The sequence below is a fragment of the Roseibium polysiphoniae genome (assembly GCF_014842925.1).
Classification (GTDB): Bacteria; Pseudomonadota; Alphaproteobacteria; order Rhizobiales; family Stappiaceae; genus Roseibium; species Roseibium polysiphoniae.
This window is the reverse complement of sequence record NZ_JACYXJ010000004.1, coordinates 383,432-402,474: the sequence shown is the minus strand read 5'-3', so window position 1 is coordinate 402,474 and position 19,043 is coordinate 383,432. Positions and strand designations below refer to the sequence as shown.

20 protein-coding genes are annotated in these 19,043 nt (G+C 57.7%); 3 read left to right on the top strand and 17 right to left on the bottom strand.

Going from position 1 to position 19,043, the window contains the following annotated elements; all coding sequences use genetic code 11:
• Window positions 1-4: 4 nt before the first annotated feature.
• The 15 genes from IG617_RS12055 to flgB all read right to left on the bottom strand — a co-directional run bounded on the left by IG617_RS12055 (window position 5) and on the right by flgB (window position 12,159).
• Window positions 5-1,213: a chemotaxis protein gene (locus tag IG617_RS12055; RefSeq protein ID WP_192109457.1), complete on the bottom strand. Its 1,209-nt coding sequence runs from the start codon at window positions 1,211-1,213 to the stop codon at window positions 5-7.
• Window positions 1,213-2,520: a MotB family protein gene (locus IG617_RS12050; protein WP_192109456.1), complete on the bottom strand. Its 1,308-nt coding sequence runs from the start codon at window positions 2,518-2,520 to the stop codon at window positions 1,213-1,215. The genes IG617_RS12055 and IG617_RS12050 overlap by 1 nt, the downstream gene beginning before the upstream one ends.
• Complete coding sequence (locus IG617_RS12045) at window positions 2,517-3,146, bottom strand: hypothetical protein (protein WP_192109455.1); 630 nt, start codon at window positions 3,144-3,146, stop codon at window positions 2,517-2,519. The genes IG617_RS12050 and IG617_RS12045 overlap by 4 nt, the downstream gene beginning before the upstream one ends.
• Entirely contained in the window at window positions 3,146-4,795 is a 1,650-nt protein-coding gene (gene fliF / locus IG617_RS12040; RefSeq protein WP_192109454.1) for a flagellar basal-body MS-ring/collar protein FliF, read from the bottom strand. The genes IG617_RS12045 and fliF overlap by 1 nt, the downstream gene beginning before the upstream one ends.
• A gap of 147 nt (window positions 4,796-4,942) precedes the next feature.
• Entirely contained in the window at window positions 4,943-5,860 is a 918-nt protein-coding gene (locus IG617_RS12035; protein WP_192109453.1) for a flagellin N-terminal helical domain-containing protein, read from the bottom strand.
• Window positions 5,861-6,026: 166 nt separating this feature from the next.
• Entirely contained in the window at window positions 6,027-6,767 is a 741-nt protein-coding gene (gene fliP / locus IG617_RS12030; RefSeq protein ID WP_153772066.1) for a flagellar type III secretion system pore protein FliP, read from the bottom strand.
• Window positions 6,767-7,273: a flagellar basal body-associated FliL family protein gene (locus tag IG617_RS12025; RefSeq protein ID WP_192109452.1), complete on the bottom strand. Its 507-nt coding sequence runs from the start codon at window positions 7,271-7,273 to the stop codon at window positions 6,767-6,769. Before IG617_RS12025 ends, fliP begins: the two co-directional genes overlap by 1 nt.
• A gap of 18 nt (window positions 7,274-7,291) precedes the next feature.
• A complete protein-coding gene (gene flgH, locus IG617_RS12020) occupies window positions 7,292-7,996 on the bottom strand; it encodes a flagellar basal body L-ring protein FlgH (protein WP_192109451.1) in 705 nt (234 codons plus the stop codon).
• Window positions 7,996-8,532, bottom strand: a complete 537-nt coding sequence (locus IG617_RS12015; RefSeq protein ID WP_192109450.1) for a MotE family protein — start codon at window positions 8,530-8,532, stop codon at window positions 7,996-7,998. The genes flgH and IG617_RS12015 overlap by 1 nt, the downstream gene beginning before the upstream one ends.
• A gap of 76 nt (window positions 8,533-8,608) precedes the next feature.
• Window positions 8,609-9,709 carry a flagellar basal body P-ring protein FlgI gene (gene flgI / locus IG617_RS12010; protein WP_192109449.1) on the bottom strand — a complete coding sequence of 367 codons (1,101 nt, stop codon included), beginning with the start codon at window positions 9,707-9,709 and terminating at the stop codon, window positions 8,609-8,611.
• A gap of 4 nt (window positions 9,710-9,713) precedes the next feature.
• Complete coding sequence (flgA, locus tag IG617_RS12005; RefSeq protein WP_192109448.1) at window positions 9,714-10,178, bottom strand: flagellar basal body P-ring formation chaperone FlgA; 465 nt, start codon at window positions 10,176-10,178, stop codon at window positions 9,714-9,716.
• 21 nt (window positions 10,179-10,199) lie between these two features.
• Window positions 10,200-10,988, bottom strand: a complete 789-nt coding sequence (gene flgG / locus IG617_RS12000) for a flagellar basal-body rod protein FlgG (RefSeq protein WP_192109447.1) — start codon at window positions 10,986-10,988, stop codon at window positions 10,200-10,202.
• A 37-nt stretch (window positions 10,989-11,025) separates the two neighbouring features.
• On the bottom strand, window positions 11,026-11,358 hold the full coding sequence (fliE, locus tag IG617_RS11995; RefSeq protein ID WP_192109446.1) for a flagellar hook-basal body complex protein FliE: 333 nt from the start codon (window positions 11,356-11,358) through the stop codon (window positions 11,026-11,028).
• A 4-nt stretch (window positions 11,359-11,362) separates the two neighbouring features.
• Window positions 11,363-11,779, bottom strand: coding sequence for a flagellar basal body rod protein FlgC (gene flgC, locus IG617_RS11990; RefSeq protein WP_192109445.1), 417 nt, complete (start codon window positions 11,777-11,779; stop codon window positions 11,363-11,365).
• A 2-nt stretch (window positions 11,780-11,781) separates the two neighbouring features.
• Window positions 11,782-12,159, bottom strand: coding sequence for a flagellar basal body rod protein FlgB (flgB, locus tag IG617_RS11985; protein ID WP_153772058.1), 378 nt, complete (start codon window positions 12,157-12,159; stop codon window positions 11,782-11,784).
• 253 nt (window positions 12,160-12,412) lie between these two features.
• Between flgB and IG617_RS11980 the strand changes: the two genes are divergently transcribed.
• Genes IG617_RS11980 through IG617_RS11970 form a run of 3 tightly spaced genes read left to right on the top strand, consistent with a single transcriptional unit; the run spans window position 12,413 to window position 17,330 of the window.
• Window positions 12,413-13,405, top strand: coding sequence for an HlyD family secretion protein (locus IG617_RS11980; protein ID WP_192109444.1), 993 nt, complete (start codon window positions 12,413-12,415; stop codon window positions 13,403-13,405).
• 27 nt (window positions 13,406-13,432) lie between these two features.
• Window positions 13,433-16,204: a ribosome-associated ATPase/putative transporter RbbA gene (gene rbbA, locus IG617_RS11975; protein WP_276529823.1), complete on the top strand. Its 2,772-nt coding sequence runs from the start codon at window positions 13,433-13,435 to the stop codon at window positions 16,202-16,204.
• A gap of 1 nt (window position 16,205) precedes the next feature.
• Complete coding sequence (locus IG617_RS11970) at window positions 16,206-17,330, top strand: ABC transporter permease (RefSeq protein ID WP_192109443.1); 1,125 nt, start codon at window positions 16,206-16,208, stop codon at window positions 17,328-17,330.
• Window positions 17,331-17,366: 36 nt separating this feature from the next.
• On the opposite strand, the gene IG617_RS11965 is transcribed toward IG617_RS11970, so the two are convergent.
• A complete protein-coding gene (locus IG617_RS11965) occupies window positions 17,367-18,176 on the bottom strand; it encodes an ABC transporter ATP-binding protein (protein WP_254170525.1) in 810 nt (269 codons plus the stop codon).
• Complete coding sequence (locus IG617_RS11960) at window positions 18,169-19,035, bottom strand: ABC transporter ATP-binding protein (RefSeq protein WP_192109442.1); 867 nt, start codon at window positions 19,033-19,035, stop codon at window positions 18,169-18,171. The genes IG617_RS11965 and IG617_RS11960 overlap by 8 nt, the downstream gene beginning before the upstream one ends.
• Window positions 19,036-19,043 lie beyond the last annotated feature (8 nt).

Here is a 19,043-nt window from a genome sequence, read left to right as displayed (position 1 = left end):
GACTTCAGCTCCCAATCTTCGCCAGCAGTTCATCGGTTGATGAAATCAGGTCGTCGGCACGGCTCATCACCGGCAGGACCCACCTTTCATCGGACGGCGGCGCCATCTTCTCATAAACGCTGAACTCGCCGATGATGCCTTCAGGCGGGGCGGGCCAGCTGCGAACCGAATTCAGCACACGATACACCGCTGCCATTAGATCTTTTTCTTCACGCGAGAGATCGTTCTCGTCGATCGACCAAAGCAGATTGCGGGTCTGTTTGATGTCCTCCAGCTCGACCAACGCGCCTGCACGATAGAGTTTGAAGAGTGCTTCTTCGTGCGATCCCGACATTGCCAAAGACATGGCTCTGTCCGTGGCTTTTTCGACGATATCCCTCTGCCCGCTAAGAACAGCCGTACGGGCCAGGCGCAGATACAAAGATCGCCGTGTGTCCTCGTCGAACTCCGCCAGAAGGCTCTCCAGAAGGGCAAACTTGCCTTCGCTCTCGCCGAAACCGAGACTGTCGAGCGCAAGGGAGAACCGACGCTGAAAATCTCCTGCGTAGATGGATCCTCTGAACCGGCGCAAATAGCGAAGGGAAAGAGACTGAAACCGTTCAATGTCACCGAGCTTGCCAGCGACGAACACCTCACGCCTAAGTGCAGCTTCCTCGATCAAGGTGCCTGGCATGAGGAGACGCGCGACCGACAGGAACTCCATGGCCTCGGCAGGCTGCTCCTTGACCAAGACAGCTGCCTTGATGAGGGCAACATGACCGCCCAACGCGGATGGCAGATCCATCGGATCAATGTCGCCAAGATGCGCCACGACATCCTCTTCGCGCCCTTCGACATAGGCCAGGGCCCCTTCCATCAATGCGGCGTCGACCGCAGGCTGGGGATCAAAAGCCCTCAAGCGATAGACGATCTTTGGATGTCCTCCGCTTAACACGTGAACAATGGCAGCTCGTGCGTTGCGCGGTTCTTGCCAGGTCTCAGCCGGCAAAACTTGAAAATACGCATCCATTTCAAGCAGCAGCGCCCGCTGGGTTTTCAAGGCGTGACTGTTGCCTTCTGCGACCTTGGCCTGGAGGGACTGAAGCGTGCGCACCATCTCATATGGTTGTTTTGGCATAGGTTCGCTGGCGTGCCCCATCGCCGGAAACAGCAAGGCGAGCAAAACCGCGAGCACGATTGCAAAACTGAGCGCATGGCATTGGCTGGATTGCATCAGTCTGTCTCCCTGATCAGGATTTCAACACGCCTGTTTGCGGCGGCTTTGGGGTCGGAAGGCAACTTGAGATCACGGTCCGCATATCCCTCCACCCGCTCGAAGCGCGAGGTCGATACGCCACCACGTGCCAGCATGTAGAGAGCCATGTGGGCTCGTGCCGACGAGAGCCGCCAGTTGTCATAAGCCTTCGTGCGGAAGGGCCGGGCGTCCGTATGCCCCTTGATGACGATTGCGCCGTTTGTACCGGCCAGTTCCTTGCCGATACGGCCCAGGAGAGCCACCAGCTCCGGACGCGGTTCCGCAGAACCTATGGCAAACATGCCGAATGCCTGGTCATCCGTGAGGGAGATCAAAAGGCCTTCATCAGACCGCGAAACACTGACGTGGTCCACGGTTGCTCCAAGACCGGACTCTGCGGCCTGGTCAAGAACAGCCTCAACACGCGACGCAACGGCCGTCATGCTGTCCTCAAGTACTTCTTCGGCAATTTCCTGCAGTTCATTCGATTCGCCAACGGCAACAAACTCGGTCTCTTCAAACTCGCCTTCACCACCGTCGAAGTGGGCGAGAATCTCCGGGACAGAACCATCTTCGATTTCGATCGCGGAGTTGTCGTTGCGCTGCCGATCAAATGAGGGGTCAGCTGCCGGCGTCGGCGTCAACCCACCGATCACACGCGGCTGTGTCGATTGCTCGCCACCTGTCCGCTCCGATCCGAGATCCCGGTTCGGCAGGAACTGCCAATAGAGCGGATCGAACGGATCCCGAAAGGCATCTCCGCCCTGGGCGCCGGCTTCCCGCGCCTGTCCTGCTCCAATGGCAGTGGGCATATCCAAGTCACCAAGATCGACTGCCACCGTTTGAGCAAGCGTATCGAGGACCGCATAAGGATCATTGAAAAGCCGTTCTTCCGAATGGCTTGCAGCAAACCGTCCTGCTGAGACTTCGGCACCCTGTGCCCCGGCAGCCTCGGAACCACCTTCCGGGGCTCCGCCCGCACCAAGGTCGCCCTCCGGCTGGTCTGCTCCGTTTTCATTTGTGTCCCCCGCCACATTCGGGTCATTCAGACCTTTCTGGTTGGGAGCTGTAGAGGCGAGCTTCACCGGATTGAAGTACTGCGCAACCCCACGTCTGACGCTGTCGTCGGTGACATTGATCAGCCACATCACCAGAAAGAAAGCCATCATCGCCGTCATAAAGTCGGCATAGGCAATCTTCCAGACCCCGTGCTGTCCACCCTCTTCTTCCCAGGCAGCTTTCCGGCGGACAATGACGATTTCATTTGGCTGGTTATCTGGCGTCATTTTTCGGTTGCTCCTGCCTCTGAGATCATGGACAGCCAATTCGACAGCTGGCTTTCGACAAGCGTGTCGTTCAGCACCACTCGCAGATCGCCGTTCGCTGCTTCTTCCGTTTCGATGCGCGAGGCCTCTGGTCCAAGCTGTTCGACGAGCCGTTCAAGCAAGGAAGCGGGACCTTGCACCTTTATGCTCAGCGCCTGCTCACGATCCCAAAGGTTCTTAAGAGTGCTGGCAAATGAGCCCACCACGATCTCGCTCAGGCGCTCTTCGACCAGAGGTCCAAGCAGACTTGCTAGGGACGCAGCCAGGCGCTGTTCGAGGCCGACGAACTCCTTTTGAAGCCCTTCGGCCAGCATCTCGGCATAGTGTCGATCGGTCGTATCTCGAAGCTCTTGAAGCTGCGCCTGATGCTCTTCTTGCAACGCCTTGAGTTGCGTTGCGATGCTTTCTTCGGCAAGCCGCGTTCCCTCATCAAGCCCGCGTCGATAGGCCGTTTCCGTAAGGTCTTCCTGACCGATGTTTTCCGGCTCTGGGGCATGCACCACATCAACGAGCATGGCCGATGCATTCTCGAAGGACTTAAGCGAGGCTTCGGAAATGACAGGAATATGAGCTGCGATAGACGTCATCACGCGTTCTCCCCGTCATAAAGCCACTGGCGGAGGATCGCGGCTGACTGCTCTTCGTTGTACTCAAGCAAGGACTCGAGCTTCTTGAGCGGAGACTGGTTCATCTTGCTGGTCAGATCCTGCAGCATGTCGGAGTGATCCGGCGGCACCAGGTAGGCCTGCTCGGCATATTCGCCGGTTGCGGCCTGCTCTTCGCCTTCGGCCGGAAGCATCGCAAGCTCGGCAATCTCCGTTTCCGACTTGGTGACTTGCGGGACCAAAACAGCGACTGCGGGACGCAATCCAAACCAGACCACCAGCGCCGCGACTGCAAGGATGGCGACCGCATTGATGATGTTGCCGGACTGCCGCAGAAGATATTCGGAAACCGAAAGCGGCGGGATCGGCTCGAGATCGCGGCCTCCATTGACGAAGTCAACTAGTGAGACTTTCACATGGTCGCCGCGCGCATCGTCGACACCGGCCGAGGATGCCGCCAACTCGCTGATTTCTATAAGCTGTGCCTGCACCTGTTCTTCTGTCGGATCGCCTCCGAGCGAAGCATGTAGCCTTGCGCGATCGACAAGGACGGCGATCGAAAGGCGTTCAACCTTGTAGCCATCCTGCGAGGTCTCGATCCGTTTGGAGGAAATCTCGTAGTTGACGGTCTCCTCACGGCGCTGGTTTTCCTCGGAGGATCGCTCGCCATTGTCGGCATCGACCGTTTCCTCCGGAAGGTTCTGTTCGACCGTCGTTGGCGCTTCGACGCTGGAGTTCTGAGCGTTCTCGCTTTCGCGCACCGAACGCACCGAGCGCTCCGTACGAGAATCTGGGTCGAAAATCGTTTCCGCGATATGCCGGCGGTCCGTATTCAAATCGGCAGCAACGCTGACCTCGAAATTCTCCAGCCCAAGATAGGGCGTCAGGGTCTTTCGAATGCTCTCCTGGATGCGATTACTGACTGCTGTTTCCAGATTGGCCAGCTGACCTGCCGACGCTTTCGCGGGGTCCTGCCCAGCCGCAAGGATACCGCCGGATGTGTCGAGAACCGTCACCTTGTCGGCCTTCATACCGGGCACGCCAGCTGCAACCAGATGGCGTATGGCGTCCGCAGTGCGGATGTCATCGGGTATATCAGACCGGATCACCACAGACGCCGATGGCGGTTGTTGATCACGCCGGAAGGAACCTTTTTCCGGAAGCACGATATGGACCCGTGCGGCGCGTACGCCCTGCATCAGCTGAATGGTCCGGGCAAGCTCACCTTCAAGCGCACGAACTCTGGTCACTTCCTGCATGAAGGACGTCAGTCCGAGCGACCCCAGCTCATCAAAGAGTTCGTAGCCGGCATCAGCGCCACGCGGAAGGCCCTTCTCGGCAAGCAACATACGCGCTTTGGCCGTTGATCCATGGTTGACCATGACGGCCGTGCCATCGGCACTGACATCATAGTCGATGCCAGCATCCTGCAGGGCCGATCCGATGCGGGTAACGTCCTCGCCCTCAAGGCCGGTATAAAGCACCGCCTGTTCGGGACGGCTGAGATAATAAGCACCGACCCCGACCGTCAGGATCGTCGCCAGCCCGATAAGCGCAAGCGCCATCAGCCGCTTGGCGCCGAGTTCTTGTAAGTTAGCCCAGAGTTTTTCTGCGTGTTCACGGCCTGGCATTCCACACCCCTAAAGTGAGACGTCCGATATTGAAGGCGAGTATTGGCGGGCGACCTTGTGCGAGGGTTGCGCAAGCTCAGACCATCTTGAAAACGAAAAAAGCCGCGCCCAAGGGCGCGGCTTTCAGCCATCCGAAGGTCGAATGGATTACTGGAACAGCGACAGAATGTTCTGGCTGTTGGAGTTTGCAATCGACAGAGCCTGGATACCGAGCTGCTGCTGAACCTGCAGAGCCTGGAGGCGTGTCGATTCTTCGTTCATGTCAGCGTCAACCAGCTGGCCAACACCACGGTCGATGGCATCCGTCAGTTCGGACACGAAGTCCATCTGAAGGTCAACGCGGCTCTTGACGGAACCGAGCAGGGTTGCTGCATCGGTGATGTCTTCGAGAGCAGCGTCGATACCGGCAACGAGGGTGTCGATGCTGGCAGCGTCAGCGTCGGTCAGTGCGGAGATGTCGAAATCCGCAATGCCGTCACCTGTGATACCTGCAAGAGCAGCAAAGCCACGGTCCTGATCCAGGATACCAGTGGTACCACCAGCAGAATCATAGAGCTGAACTGCAGTCAGATCGACAGAAGTCGTCTGAATGTCAACGGAACCACCTGCACGGGTGAACGAGGACACGATTTCAGCAGTCGTCACAGTCGTGACGTCGGAAGAAAGCCAGTTCTCACCGTTGAACACAGAAGAGTCGCCGATGGTCTGCAGCTGGTTCTGAAGTTCAGTGATGTCGGACTGGATCTTCGCGCGGTCAACACCTTCCGAGCTGGCTGCAACCACTTTCGCCTTGATTTCGTTCATGACATCAACGGTCGATTCCATTGATGTGTACATGACGTCGATCGTAGCGGCACCGAGACCAAGAGCATCTTCAACAGCGGACAGTGCCATGTTGTCAGAGCGCATGGTGGTCGCGATGGACCAGTAAGCCGCGTTGTCTTCGGCGCCGTTCACACGGTAACCGGTAGAAATACGGCTCTGAACTTCCGACATGGATTTGTTGGTTGAGTTCAGGGTCTGCAAAGCGGTCATTGCAGAAGCGTTTGTCATAAGGCTAGACATGATGTGTCCCTTTCAAGTTTTAAGTTGGAAGAATGGGACATGCCGGGTTCTCACCGGCACGGCAGGGCGGCTTCATGCCTTTGAGCCTTAGTTAGGTTCGGCTCAACCTGTCGTGATTTCAACCTAGCAAGCGATGCTTGTGCGAAGCTTGCCAGGTGAACTGGCGTCAGAAAAAGGATCTGACAAGACTGCCAACCAGAAGATTCCAGCCGTCAATCAGAACGAAAAACAGCGCCTTGAACGGGAGGGAAATCACGGTCGGCGGCAACATCATCATGCCCATGGACATGGTGATGGTCGCAACGATCATATCGATGACCAAAAAAGGCAGCGCGATGAGAAAGCCAATCTCGAACCCACGGCGGAGTTCCGAAACCATGAAGGCCGGAATAAGCACGCGCAGCTCAACTTCCTCTGCGGAGGCTGCTTCTTCATCCGTCACCCGGCCCAGCGCAAGATCATCAAACAGAACCAGATCCTCTTCGCGCACCTGGGTCAGCATGAACTCCCGGAACGGTTCGGTGATCTCCTCATAGGCCTGCGCTTCAGTGATCTCGTTGTTCATCAAAGGCGTTACGCCCTTGGTCCAGGCCGCATCGAAAGTCGGCGCCATGACGTAGAATGTCATGAACAGAGACAGGGAGATCAGGATCAGGTTGCCTGGCGTGGTTTGCAGGCCGATACCACTGCGCAAAAACGAAAAAGCGATCGCAAAGCGTGTGAAACTTGTCACCATGATCAAGATGCCCGGCGCGACCGACAGAACGGTCATCAAGGCAATGATCTGAACTATGCGACCGCTGGCACTGCCCTCACCTTCCGGCAGAAGTGTCGAGAGATCGGGAACCTGAGCAGCAGCCGTACCGGCTGTGGCCAGAAGAAGCAAAGCGGCTATGCCAATACGCATTACTGGATCACCAGGGATTCAAGGATGATTTCGCGGACGGCACCTTTTGACCGAGCGACGGCTCGCTCGTTCAGATCTTCCCGTAGATGTTGCAGACCGACAGCTCCCTCTATGTGGGAGATCGTCAGCGTTCTGAGATAGGCCAGAATGTCTTCTTCGATATGACCTGTCAGAATGCCGATATCATCGACGGGTTGCTCGGAGAGAACCACCGAGGCTTGGACCCGGATCCAGGCATCGCGTGGTGCCGCCAGATTGGTGACCAGCGGATTCAAGGTACGCAACCTCGCATTTTGGACCTGCAGGGGAACACCTGTGGCATCATCCTCTAGGTTCAGAAAATCCCTCTGAACGCTTGTGCGCGTGAAATCCACCAGATGTGCGGCAAGCATTGCGCCTGTTCCAACCGAGATCATCGTCAGCACAACAAAGCCAATCCAGAAGGACGCACGTGTGTCATTGGATCCGTAAGGTTCATGCCCCGAGGGCGCTGAAAGAAGCTTCATGAGAATTGACCTTCCAGCTTAGAATGGCGTGACGACATCGTAGATCTGCTGTCCCCAGCCAGGCTGCTGCACCTCGGTCAGGCGCCCGCGGCCGCCGTAGGAAACGCGTGCCTCTGCGATCTTGTCGTAAGGAATGGTGTTGTTGCTCTGGATGTCACGTGGACGCACGATGCCCGCGATGTTTAGCACCCGCATCTCGTAATTGACGCGTATCTCCTGGGAGCCTGCAATAACCAGGTTTCCATTGGGAAGACGGTCCGTGACCACTGCAGCAACCGAGAATTCAATCTCTTCTGAGCGGTCGATCGACCCCTTGCCGGCCGATGACGAACCGGAATCGAGACCGAGATCAGCGTCGCCGCCCACAGAGCTGCCATCCCATCCTGCGGACAGGTCGCCGCCAATGCCCAGCGAGGAGGTGCGGCTGCGGTCAGACGTATTGTCCAGAGTTGCCTTGTCGTTGATTGCGATCTTGACGGTCACGACATCACCGACCCGGCGCGCACGCGGATCGGAGAAAAAGTCTTCCCGGTCACTGACCCAAAGCGAATTGTAGTCCTTAACCGCACCGGGCGTGAACGTGTTCAGCGGATAGGCCGCACGCGGTTGGGCCGCAAGCCCATAGCCAACGGGTGACATGTTGGGAGCTTTTCCCACATCCTGAAGCTGGCCGGCACAAGCCGCCAGACCCAGACTGAGGCAGATTGGAACAATCAAACGCATCAAAAACCTCCGGCGCCTTCTGGGTCGGTAAATCCGACCATGGCCTGGGTGAGTTGGGCGGCACGAGCCGGGTCCATTTCATCGAGAATGTTGCTCGCAACGCGGGCCTTGAGCTTCAGCAGAACGCCCATCGCGGTTTCTTCATCGGTCGTCGCCAGCTGCGCTGCGGCAGTTTCAGGGCGCATCCGCGAAACAATGGAGACAACGTGGCCCTCAACTTCTGAAAGCAGCCGCTCCCGTCGTTCCACCCAAGCTTCAAACTCCTGTTGCTTGCGCTCGAGTTTTTCGACCTGTTGTCGAACCTTCGCTTCCAGTGAAACCAACTGCCATGTCTGCCAGGACAGGCGCGCCTCCTCCGCCGAAGCTGCAATGTTCTTGCAGTAAAGCTCTGCGTCGCTTTGCAACTCTTCCTCTGCAGCCAGGACCGGCTTTGACACTGGCTGTGCGGCCAATGGCAGGACCGAAAGAGAAATCGCAAAACAACCGGCGAGAAGATGAGTTCTCACCGAACCGGAACCTGCATTGTTTGTGGCCATGGACTGTCGTCCTTTCTGGGAATTTCTTTGAAAAGACTATTTCGCAGGATGCTTGTGCGGAGCTGGTGCCAGCGGCTTACTGGATCACCAATTCCGCCTGAAGCGCACCCGCCGTCTTGATCGCCTGCAAAATCGCGATGATACCGGTCGGTTTAAGCCCGATACGGTTCAGGCCGCGCACAAGTGTGGGGAGATCCGTGCCGCCGACAAAAGCCAGCTGCCCACCGTCCTGCTGCGCATCGACATAGGTCCGCGGCACCGTGACGGTTTCACCATTTTGCGAGAACGGAGAAGGCTGTGAGACCTCCGGCGTTTCGGTGATCCGGACTGTCAAATTGCCATGAGTGATCGCGACCGTTGAAATCTGAACCTCTCGGCCAATCACCACCGTTCCCGTGCGCTCGTCGATCACAACCTTCGCCGACTGATCGGGCTGAACCCTGAGAGCCTCGATCTCGGCGACAAAACGCGTCAGACTGATCTTGCCCGGAGGAGTAAGGTCGACGGTCCGAAGGTCCCGCTCCTTGGCAACAGCCTTTCCATACCTCTGGCGCGCATGACGATTGATCGCATCTGTAATCCGCACGGCCGTCCGGAAATCCGGGTTGTTCAGCTCCAGGACCAGGTTCGGAATATTAGCAAAGCGAGCAGGAATATTTTGTTCGATCAGCGCACCATTGGGCACACGCCCCGCAGTTGGAATGCCCTGTGTCAGACTTTCCGCCTGGCCCGCCTCGGCAAATCCAGAGACAGCCACTGCACCCTGCGCCACCGCATAGATGCGGCCGTCGGCACCAAGGAGAGGCGTTGCAATCAACGTACCGCCGGCAAGAGACGTGGCATCTCCAAGCGATGCCACACTGACATCGACGCGCGAGCCTTTGCCTATGAAAGCGGGCATATCCGCTGTCACCACAACCGCTGCCACATTACGTGTTCGTAGTCTTGAATCACGAACATTGACGCCAAGGCTCTCGAGCATCGATTGAAGGGATTGCTCGGTGAATGGCGAATTCCTGAGACTGTCGCCCGATCCCTTTAGACCGAGCACCAAGCCATAACCGACGAGCTGGTTGTCTCGTACACCCTGAAGGGAAGCGATATCCTTGATCCGCACCATTGCATTTGACGGCGCGGCCGCCAGCAGCACCAGAAGAAAAATCAGAAGTCGGCGCATGCGTTTAATTCCCTGCTCGAATGGATCCGTCGGACTGCACGGTGCCAATCACCACAACGCCGCTATCAATGTTCCGGACCCTGACCGTCGCCCCGGAGCCTCCGGACTGCAGGGCCTCCACCTGCATCACGATCCGCAATCCCTGCTCACGAAAAACCAGCTTGGCCGCATCGCCGCGCTTCACCAGAAGCTGCTCGGTGATCGCATTGATCGGCACGGGTTTGCCCGGCAGCAGCGTCCGCCGGGCGACCATGCCAATCAGCTCATTGCGGTGGGACACCACCGCGAACTGCTGGGTCGTCCGCTTAGGAAAACGTCGTTCGACAATGTTCTGCCCTGACAGCTGGTCGCCTGGGTGGATCGTCACGCGCGGCACAGGGAGTTGGACGCCAGCCGCATAAAGCTGTGCTGGAACAAGCGCCCCTACGGCGAAGAGAAAAAGCCGGGCAAATTTGGATTTCCGGGGCATCCGGTTTCTCCCTTTTGAGATCTAGCGGATGCCGTTGGTCACTGTGCCAGCCATCTCGTCGGCTGCCTTGATGACCTTGGAGTTCATCTCATAACCACGTTGTGCGGATATCAGTGCGGTGATCTCCTTCACCGGATCGACATTGGATTCTTCCTGATAGCCCTGAAGAATAACCCCGAAACCCGGATCACCGGCTACCCCGGCCACGGGGACACCTGACGCCGACGTCTCACGAAACAAATTGCCGCCGATGGCTTCAAGCCCAACATCATTGGCGAAATTCGCTAGTGTCAGCTGACCAAGTTCTTGAGGATCGAGCTCTCCATCAACCTGCGCATAGACCTGGCCGGACTCATTTATAACGATGGAAATCGTATCTTCAGGGAAGACAATCGCCGGCTCAACCGCGTAGCCATCGATCGTCACCAGGCGCCCGTCTGCATTTTTGTTGAACGACCCAGCACGGGTGTAGAGTGTTTCATCGTCAGGCCCAGTTACTTCAAACCAGCCGCGGCCATTGAGTGCAACGTCAAGCTGGTTGCCGGTGTTGGCAAGCGTGCCTTGAACATGCAGCTTGCGTATGCCGGAAGTCTTGACCCCCAGTCCGAGTTGCGCGCCCTCGGGAACAGGATCTTCACCGCCCCGGTTCGGCACGCCCTGCAGGCGTTCTGCCTGATAAAGCAGGTCGGAGAACTCGGCCTGCGCCCGCTTGAATGCTGTCGTGTTCATGTTCGCGATGTTGTTCGCGATCACTTCGACATTGAGCTGCTGTGCGCTCATGCCGGTCGCTGCGATGGCCAGAGCCTTCATATCAGTCTCCTGAGGTTTAAAGCGCCGAAGTCGATCCTCAGATCGTCATCCGGCTGATTTCCTGATAGGCGGTTACGACTTTGTCCCGGATGGCGATGGCCGTCTGCAGACTGGATTCTGCGGCCATCACCGCCTCAACCACCTGCTGCACGGATGCCTGTCCGTCGACACCGGCGATCGAGGCCGCCTCACCCGCCTTGATCCGGTCCACGGCTTCCTGCGAAACATTTGCAAGCGTGTCCGTGAAGCTGACCTGTTCAACACCGCCCACGCCATCTATGCCGTTCGGGGTCGTGACGTAGCGGGTCTCGGAAACCGACTTCATGATCCCGTCGGTTGCGGAACTCAGTCCGGAAAGCTGTTCAATCATGGCTTTAGTCCCTCAACAAACCGATGTGACGCATGACCATTTCGCGGGCCTGCGTCATGACTTTCAAATTGGCTTCATACGACCGGTTGGTCTCGCGCATGTCCGCCAGTTCCAGGAGGACATTCACGTTCGGCATTTTCACGTAACCGTTCTCGTCTGCCGCCGGATGTCCCGGCTCGTACTCGACGAGGAAAGGCGCCTTGTCTGTGCCGATGTCCTTGACCTTCACGAGCGATGCCGACTGGGCACGGTCGAACTCGCTCTCGAATGTGATGGTCTTGCGCGAGTAAGGATCGGAGCCGGCGGTCTCGCCAGTCGAACGCGCATTGGCGAGGTTTTCGGAGACAACCCGCAGCCGCTCCGATTGTGCCTGAAGGCCGGAGGACGCGATGTGCATGGTGGCTGAAAGGGGATCGGACATGGTTACTTCACGCTGGCTAGGTACATGCGGTGGAATGACTTGGCGACGCTTGCGTTCAAGGAGTGCGCCCGGGCGACTTCGCCGGTCTTGACGAGCTCCTGTTCAATGCTGACCGAATTGCCGGAGTGGGTCACAAGCCAGCTGTCAGACTTGCGCACTTTCGAGGCTTCCGGCATGTCCGTGTTCGTACCCATGTGGTTGCCATGGGTTGCCGTCATCGCCAGCCGTGTCTTGTCGATGACAGAGACAAAGGGCTCGACGTCCTTGGCCTTGAAGCCCGGCGTGTTGGCATTAGCGATGTTTTCCGCGATCGTGGCCTGGCGCGTCGACAGCCAGCCATTGCTCTGCGAAATGAGCTTCGTGAGATAGACCGGTTCCACGAGGATCCTCCAAACGACACGTTATGTTCGATTGAAGGGATAAGCGATCTAGCTTGTCCGAGGCTGGCGGGATCGTCTGGCGCATATGTGCGTCAACTCGATTGACCTGCGTCAATCCAATTTGCGCGGGATGTGTCCATATAGGTCAGGGCCGCGATGTGCTGCGCATCGCAAAGAATATGCCCCCGACTGTCTGAAGTGACGAGCGCGCAGCGCCAGTCATCTATCCCGTTGCCCGCCCAAGGAAAACATCATGCGCATTCGAAACATCTTGGTCGGATTGGTCGTAGCCGTCCTTCTGGCGGGCGGCGGGGCCGCGTACTGGTGGACACAGACACGATCCGACCTGCCGGCTGAGATCGCGTCCGGCAATGGCAGAATTGAAGCGGAGACGGTTCAGGTCGCGACCAAGTCCGGCGGACGTGTTCTGGAAGTCCTGGTACAGGAAGGCGACTACGTCACCGCCGGACAGGTCTTGGCGCGGATAGACACAAACGAACTCACCGCGTCCCTGGCGGGCGCCGAGGCGAATGTAGCCGCAGCAACGGACACTGTTGCATCCGCCACCGCGCTGATCGCGCAACGTCAGAGCGAACTCAAATACGCCGAGCAAGAACTCGAGAGAGCAAAAACGCTTGTGGCCAAAGGGCACATCTCACAACAAGAAGCCGATCAGCGACAGACATCCAAGGAAACAGCAGAAGCAGCACTGGCCGCCGCGAAGGCGCAGCTCGCAAATGCCGAGAGTTCAGTCGATGCTGCAAGAGCTGAAGTGCGCAGAATTGGCACCCTGATCGAAGAAGCGGAATTGACGGCTCCCATCGCCGGCCGGGTGCAATATCGCCTGGCAGAGCCGGGCGAAGTGCTGTCCGCCGGTGGACGCGCGATCACGCTTATCGATCTGGCGGACGTCTATATGACGATCTTCTTACCGACAGCTGACGTCGGGCGTATTTTCATCGGTGCTGAGGCCAGGATCATTATCGACGCGGCTCCGGAATATGTAATTCCAGCCAGCGTGTCCTTCGTTTCCGCCGATGCCCAGTTCACGCCGAAAGAGGTCGAAACCCGCACCGAGCGGGAAAAGCTCATGTTTCGTGTGAAGATCAAGATACCGGCCGATCTGCTGCGCGAGCATATCGAGAAGGTGCGCACCGGACTGCCTGGAGAAGCCTACGTCATGATGGCACCCGGCACCGCATGGCCGGAGCGCTTGACCGTCAATCTGCCACCGGTCGCAGAATGATCCAGATTGACAGCCAGGAGCGCAAAGATGACGATGCGCGACGCTGAGAAAGACGGGGATCCGATCGTTGCCCACGTCGCTGGCGTCAGTCATGCTTATGGCAAGACGAAGGCTCTGGCGGACATCTCTCTCGATATTCCCGCAGGTCTGATCACCGGCTTCATCGGGCCGGATGGTGTCGGCAAATCCACTCTGCTCGGACTGTTGTCAGGCGCTCGGAAACTGCAGTCTGGGTCCGTGCATGTGCTTCAAGGTGACATGTCGGACAAGAGCCACCGGTCCAGTCTGCTGCCGCACATTGCCTATATGCCTCAGGGATTGGGCAAGAACCTCTACATGGATCTGACTGTCCATGAAAACCTCGAGTTCTTCGGCCGATTGTTCAACCAGGCTCGTGCCGAGCGCGAGGCGCGCATCGAGGACCTGACCCGCAGCACGGGTCTCTTTGGCTTTCTCGATCGCCCGGCAGGAAAGCTATCCGGCGGGATGAAGCAGAAACTCGGATTGTGCTGCGCCCTCATTCATGATCCCGACCTCCTTATTCTCGATGAGCCGACCACCGGCGTCGATCCTCTGTCCAGACGCCAGTTCTGGTCGCTCATTGATCGCATCCGCGAGACCCGGCTAGGTATGAGTGTCTTGGTGGCGACCGCCTATATGGACGAGGCTGAAAGCTTCGACTGGCTCGTTGCCATGAATGATGGCGCTGTCCTTGCTCAGGGAAACCCGGTCCAAATCAAGGCAAGTGGTCACGCCGAAAGCCTGGAGGAGGCCTTCGTCAATCTTCTGCCCGGCAATGACGGCAAATCGCATGAACCGCTGACGGTGCCACCCAGGCCAGACAGCATCGATGGAAAGGCGATCGAGGCCCATGGTCTCGTCCAGAAGTTCGGAAATTTCACTGCGGTCGACCATGTCAGTTTCGAGATCGAAAGAGGCGAAATATTCGGCTTTCTCGGATCAAATGGCTGCGGCAAGACCACGACTATGAAGATGCTGACCGGATTGCTCGAGCCGACGGAAGGTGAAGCCTGGATGTTCGGCGAAAAGATCGACGGCAAGCGCCTCGAGAGCCGCGAACGCGTCGGTTACATGTCCCAGTCATTCTCCTTGTACACCGAGCTCACCGTCGCACAAAACCTTGTTCTTCACGCGCAGCTGTTTCAAATGCCTCCTGGAGACATCCCCCCGCGCGTCGAAGAATTGACGAAGCGTTTTGGTCTCGAAAACTACCTCGACGACTTGCCAACAAAGCTGCCTCTGGGTGTACGCCAGCGCCTGTCCCTGGCTATCGCCATCGTCCATCGGCCTGAAGTCCTGATCCTGGATGAGCCGACCTCAGGCGTCGACCCGATCGCCCGGGACGAATTCTGGAAGCTCTTGATTGATCTCTCGCGCAATCAGGGCGTGACCATCTTCATCAGCACACATTTCATGAATGAAGGCGCGCGCTGCGATCGCATTTCCCTCATGCATGCAGGCAAGGTCCTTGCCTGCGCGGCGCCGCAGGAGCTGATCAAGGAAATTGGCGCAAGCACCCTTGAAGAGGCCTTCATAACCTATCTGGAAGATGCAACCGGAGAACATGAAGAGCAAGCCACGCAGCCGCAACTCGCACTTGCTGTTGAAACGGCCGACGTGGCAGATGCTCAGCATGCAGCCGCGCAGACGAGCTTCTCCCTACGCAGACTGAAGGCCTATTCCATTCGGGAAGCCAAGGAGCTTCTGCGGGATCCGGTCCGTCTCGCGGTCGCGCTCGCTGGAACCATGGTCTTGATGCTCGTCTTCGGTTTTGGCATCACCACGGACGTTGAGAACCTGACCTATGCGGTCCTCGACAACGATCAGTCCGTCGAAAGCCGGCAATATGTCGAAAGCCTTGCCGGCTCTCGATACTTTAGTGAAGAACCCGCTCTCAAAGACCAGACCGAACTACAGACGAGGCTGAGAAGCGGCGACATAGCGCTTGCGGTCGAACTACCGCCCGACTTTGGCAAGGATCTGATCAAGGGCTCCGTGCCGGAAGTGGCAGTGACGATCGACGGGGCAATGCCGTACCGCGCCGAGACCATCTCCGGTTATGTCGACGGGCTGCATCAGACCTACATTCTGGAGCAATACGCAAGGGTCTATGGGGAACAACCGGACCTGCTGTCTGTCGATATCGAGCCGCGCTATCGATACAATCAGGACTTCAAGAGCGTCTACGCCATGGTGCCATCTGTTCTGGCCCTCCTGCTCCTTTTCATTCCGGCGATCCTGACCGCCGTCAGTGTCGTGCGTGAAAAAGAACTGGGCTCGATCACAAACCTCTATGTGACACCGATCAGCCGCTTTGAGTTTCTTGTCGGCAAGCAGCTTCCCTACATCGGCATTGGTTTGGTCAACTTCACTCTTATGGCCTTGATGGCGGTCTTCGTCTTTGATGTCCCGATCAAGGGCAGCCTGCCGACACTCTTGCTCGGCGCCGTGATCTACATCTTCACAACCACTGCCTTTGGCCTCTTCTTCTCGACCTTTACCCGAACCCAGGTTGCCGCCATCGCAGGCACAGCAATCGGAACCATGCTGCCGGCTGTCCAATTCTCGGGGCTCATGCAGCCTGTCTCATCACTGGAGGGAGTTGGCGCGTTCATCGGCGCAACCTATCCGATGTCGCATTTTTTGCTCATCAGCGTTGGCACCTTCACCAAGGGCCTCGGCCTGATGGATCTGTCAGCCAACTTTCTTGCGCTGGCTCCGGCTGGTCCGCTTCTTCTGGCAGCCAGCGTTCTGCTGCTGCCGAAACAGGAGCCGTGAGATGAGGCAGCTGAGAAACATTCTGCGACTGGGCATCAAGGAGCTCTACAGCCTTCGTCGGGATGTCGTGCTGCTCATCCTCATCGGCTGGGCCTTCAGCGTGGGCATCTATGCCGCAGCCTCAGGCTTTTCGGTTGACCTCAGAAATGCGGCCATTGCCATCGTCGATGAAGATCGCTCCCAGCTGACCATTCGCATCCGAGACGCCCTGCTTCCACCCGAATTCAAGGAACCGGTGCTGATCTCCTTCCCGGAGATCGACCCGGGCATGGACACGGGGACCTACTCCTTCGTTCTGGTCTTTCCAGACGGGTTTGAGCAGGACGTCCTTGCGGGCAATCAGCCGGAAGTGCAGGTCAATATCGATGCGACGGCGACCATGCAGGCGGGGATCGGGGCAAATTACATCGCCAACATCATCTCTCAGGAGATTACCCGCTTTTCAGCCGAACTGGGCGAAACCACGAGCCTGCCGCTCGAGTTGGTGACACGCTTTGCGTTCAATCCCAACCTCACCAGCAGCTGGTTCAGCTCTGTCATGGAGCTGATCAACAACGTCACGATGCTGACGGTCGTCCTCACCGGCGCCGCGTTCATTCGCGAGCGGGAGCACGGAACCCTTGAGCATCTCATGGTCATGCCGGTCAGTCCGTTCGAGATCATGATGGCGAAGGTCTGGGCAAATGGCCTGGTGATCGTGGTGGCCGTCGCCTTTGCGCTCTGGGTCGTCATCGAGACAATGCTCAAGGTGCCGATCGCCGGGTCTATTCCGCTGTTTTTGCTCGGCACCACGCTCTATCTTTTCTTTGCCTCAGCGCTAGGGATCCTGCTTGGAACGATCGCCCGGTCCATGCCCCAATTCGGACTCCTGTTCATTTTGATCGTGCTTCCGATGAACCTCTTGTCTGGTGGCGAGACACCGCTCGAAAGCCAGCCAATTCTGCTTCAAAGCTTCATGCGGCTCGTCCCGTCGACACAGTTCGTCAGCTTCGCGCAGGCGATCCTTTACCGGGGGGCCGGGTTCGACATCGTCTGGTTCGAATTTCTGACAGTGACCCTGGTCGGTCTTGCGCTGTTCGCGCTGGCAGCCCATCGTTTCAGGAGCAGCATTTCAACCGGCAAATGACCCATGCGGTCCACGTCGACAGGTCCAGCTTTGACGCTAGACCGCTTCACCTGCAAAGAACTCGGGATCATAGCCCTTGCTGGCCATGAGAAGCTCCCGGGTATAGGCCTCTTTCGGCTCCGAGCGACGCATTTGTTCGACGCTCATCACCTCAACAACCTTGCCGTGGCTCATGACTGCAATCTCCTCGCACATGTGAGCAACGACCGCGAGATCATGGGTCACCATCAGATAGGTGAGGTTCCGTTCAGTCCTGAGATCCGAAAGAAGGTTCAGGACTTCAGCCTGTACGGAGACATCGAGCGCCGACGTCGGCTCGTCCAGCAGCAGAATTTGCGGTTCCAACATCAGCGCTCTGGCGACCGCAACACGCTGGCGCTGTCCGCCGGAAAGCTGGTGCGGATAGCGAAAGCGAAAGGCCTTGCCGAGCCCCACATCGTCGAGCGCCTTCAGGACCCTGGTTTCCACATCACCGATGCCATGGAGTCCTAGAGGTTCAGACAGGATTCGGTCGACCGTATGGCGCGGATGCAGCGATGCGTAGGGGTCTTGAAACACCATCTGCATCTTCCGGTAAAACGCTTTCTCGCGCTTGGGTTCAAGCACCTCACCTTCGACGCAAATTCGGCCATCCCAGTCCGCGATCAAGCCGCTGATCGCCCGCAGCACAGTCGACTTTCCAGACCCACTCTCACCAACGAGGCCGTAGCTGCCACCTTTCTTGACCTTGAAGGACACACTGTCCACGGCCTGAAAAATGTCGCCGCCCTCGCCGAAATAGACATTCAGATTTGCCACTTCCAGCATCGGCTGGTTCATCCGTTCCGTTCCTGCACCCTCAGTCATAGGCAACAACGCTTTCCTGATCTCGCCAAACCGGATCCCGGTCAAGCACCGCGAGTTTTGCCTTGGGGTCATCGATCTGCGGCAAGGCCGCGAGAAGTCCGCGCGTATACGGATGCTTGGCATTGTGAAGTTCGCTGGCCTTGCAGGTCTCAACGATCTTGCCGCCATACATGATGATCACGCGGTCGCAGAAAGAGGACACCAGTTGCAGGTCATGGCTGATGAATATCAGCCCCATGCCCCGGTCCTTCACCAGCTTGTCCATGATCGCAAGAACACGCATCTGGACCGTGACGTCCAAAGCTGATGTCGGCTCGTCCGCGATCAACAGATCCGGATCGGGGATGAGCATCATTGCAATCATGATGCGCTGCCCCATACCACCAGAGACCTCATGGGGGTAGCTGTTGTAGACGCGCTCCGGCTCGCGGATCTGCACCGCTTCCAGCATTTCGAGTGCCTTGCGTTTGGCGTCGCCACGGGACGCTCCGCTGTGCAGTCGATAGGCTTCCGAAATCTGCTTGCCGACTGTCATCACCGGGTTCAACGAGAACTTCGGGTCCTGCATCACCATTGAGATCTTGTGTCCGCGCACATCGCGCATCTGGCGCTCGGAATAATCCAGAAGATTATCGCCCTTGAAGGATATCTCCTTGGCGGTCATCTGGCCTGGCGGCCGGATCAGACGCAAGATCGACCGGCCCGTCATGGACTTGCCTGAACCACTCTCGCCGACGATGCCGACACGCTCGCGGCCGACGGCAAATGAAATGCCGCGAACAGCCTCAACAATGCCGTTTCGGGTTGGAAAACGAACCCACAGGTCCTCAACACGCAGAAGGGTTTCTTGTTCACTCATTGCCCCGA

What these genes read in the sequence shown, in the direction of transcription:
- IG617_RS12055 (WP_192109457.1), bottom strand. Translation starts at nt 1,213, where the DNA reads ATGCAATCCAGCCAATGCCATGCGCTCAGTTTTGCAATCGTGCTCGCG.
- IG617_RS12050 (WP_192109456.1), bottom strand. Translation starts at nt 2,520, where the DNA reads ATGACGCCAGATAACCAGCCAAATGAAATCGTCATTGTCCGCCGGAAA.
- IG617_RS12045 (WP_192109455.1), bottom strand. Translation starts at nt 3,146, where the DNA reads ATGACGTCTATCGCAGCTCATATTCCTGTCATTTCCGAAGCCTCGCTT.
- fliF (WP_192109454.1), bottom strand. Translation starts at nt 4,795, where the DNA reads ATGCCAGGCCGTGAACACGCAGAAAAACTCTGGGCTAACTTACAAGAA.
- IG617_RS12035 (WP_192109453.1), bottom strand. Translation starts at nt 5,860, where the DNA reads ATGTCTAGCCTTATGACAAACGCTTCTGCAATGACCGCTTTGCAGACC.
- fliP (WP_153772066.1), bottom strand. Translation starts at nt 6,767, where the DNA reads ATGCGTATTGGCATAGCCGCTTTGCTTCTTCTGGCCACAGCCGGTACG.
- IG617_RS12025 (WP_192109452.1), bottom strand. Translation starts at nt 7,273, where the DNA reads ATGAAGCTTCTTTCAGCGCCCTCGGGGCATGAACCTTACGGATCCAAT.
- flgH (WP_192109451.1), bottom strand. Translation starts at nt 7,996, where the DNA reads ATGCGTTTGATTGTTCCAATCTGCCTCAGTCTGGGTCTGGCGGCTTGT.
- IG617_RS12015 (WP_192109450.1), bottom strand. Translation starts at nt 8,532, where the DNA reads ATGGCCACAAACAATGCAGGTTCCGGTTCGGTGAGAACTCATCTTCTC.
- flgI (WP_192109449.1), bottom strand. Translation starts at nt 9,709, where the DNA reads ATGCGCCGACTTCTGATTTTTCTTCTGGTGCTGCTGGCGGCCGCGCCG.
- flgA (WP_192109448.1), bottom strand. Translation starts at nt 10,178, where the DNA reads ATGCCCCGGAAATCCAAATTTGCCCGGCTTTTTCTCTTCGCCGTAGGG.
- flgG (WP_192109447.1), bottom strand. Translation starts at nt 10,988, where the DNA reads ATGAAGGCTCTGGCCATCGCAGCGACCGGCATGAGCGCACAGCAGCTC.
- fliE (WP_192109446.1), bottom strand. Translation starts at nt 11,358, where the DNA reads ATGATTGAACAGCTTTCCGGACTGAGTTCCGCAACCGACGGGATCATG.
- flgC (WP_192109445.1), bottom strand. Translation starts at nt 11,779, where the DNA reads ATGTCCGATCCCCTTTCAGCCACCATGCACATCGCGTCCTCCGGCCTT.
- IG617_RS11980 (WP_192109444.1), top strand. Translation starts at nt 12,413, where the DNA reads ATGCGCATTCGAAACATCTTGGTCGGATTGGTCGTAGCCGTCCTTCTG.
- rbbA (WP_276529823.1), top strand. Translation starts at nt 13,433, where the DNA reads ATGACGATGCGCGACGCTGAGAAAGACGGGGATCCGATCGTTGCCCAC.
- IG617_RS11970 (WP_192109443.1), top strand. Translation starts at nt 16,206, where the DNA reads ATGAGGCAGCTGAGAAACATTCTGCGACTGGGCATCAAGGAGCTCTAC.
- IG617_RS11965 (WP_254170525.1), bottom strand. Translation starts at nt 18,176, where the DNA reads ATGACTGAGGGTGCAGGAACGGAACGGATGAACCAGCCGATGCTGGAA.
- IG617_RS11960 (WP_192109442.1), bottom strand. Translation starts at nt 19,035, where the DNA reads ATGAGTGAACAAGAAACCCTTCTGCGTGTTGAGGACCTGTGGGTTCGT.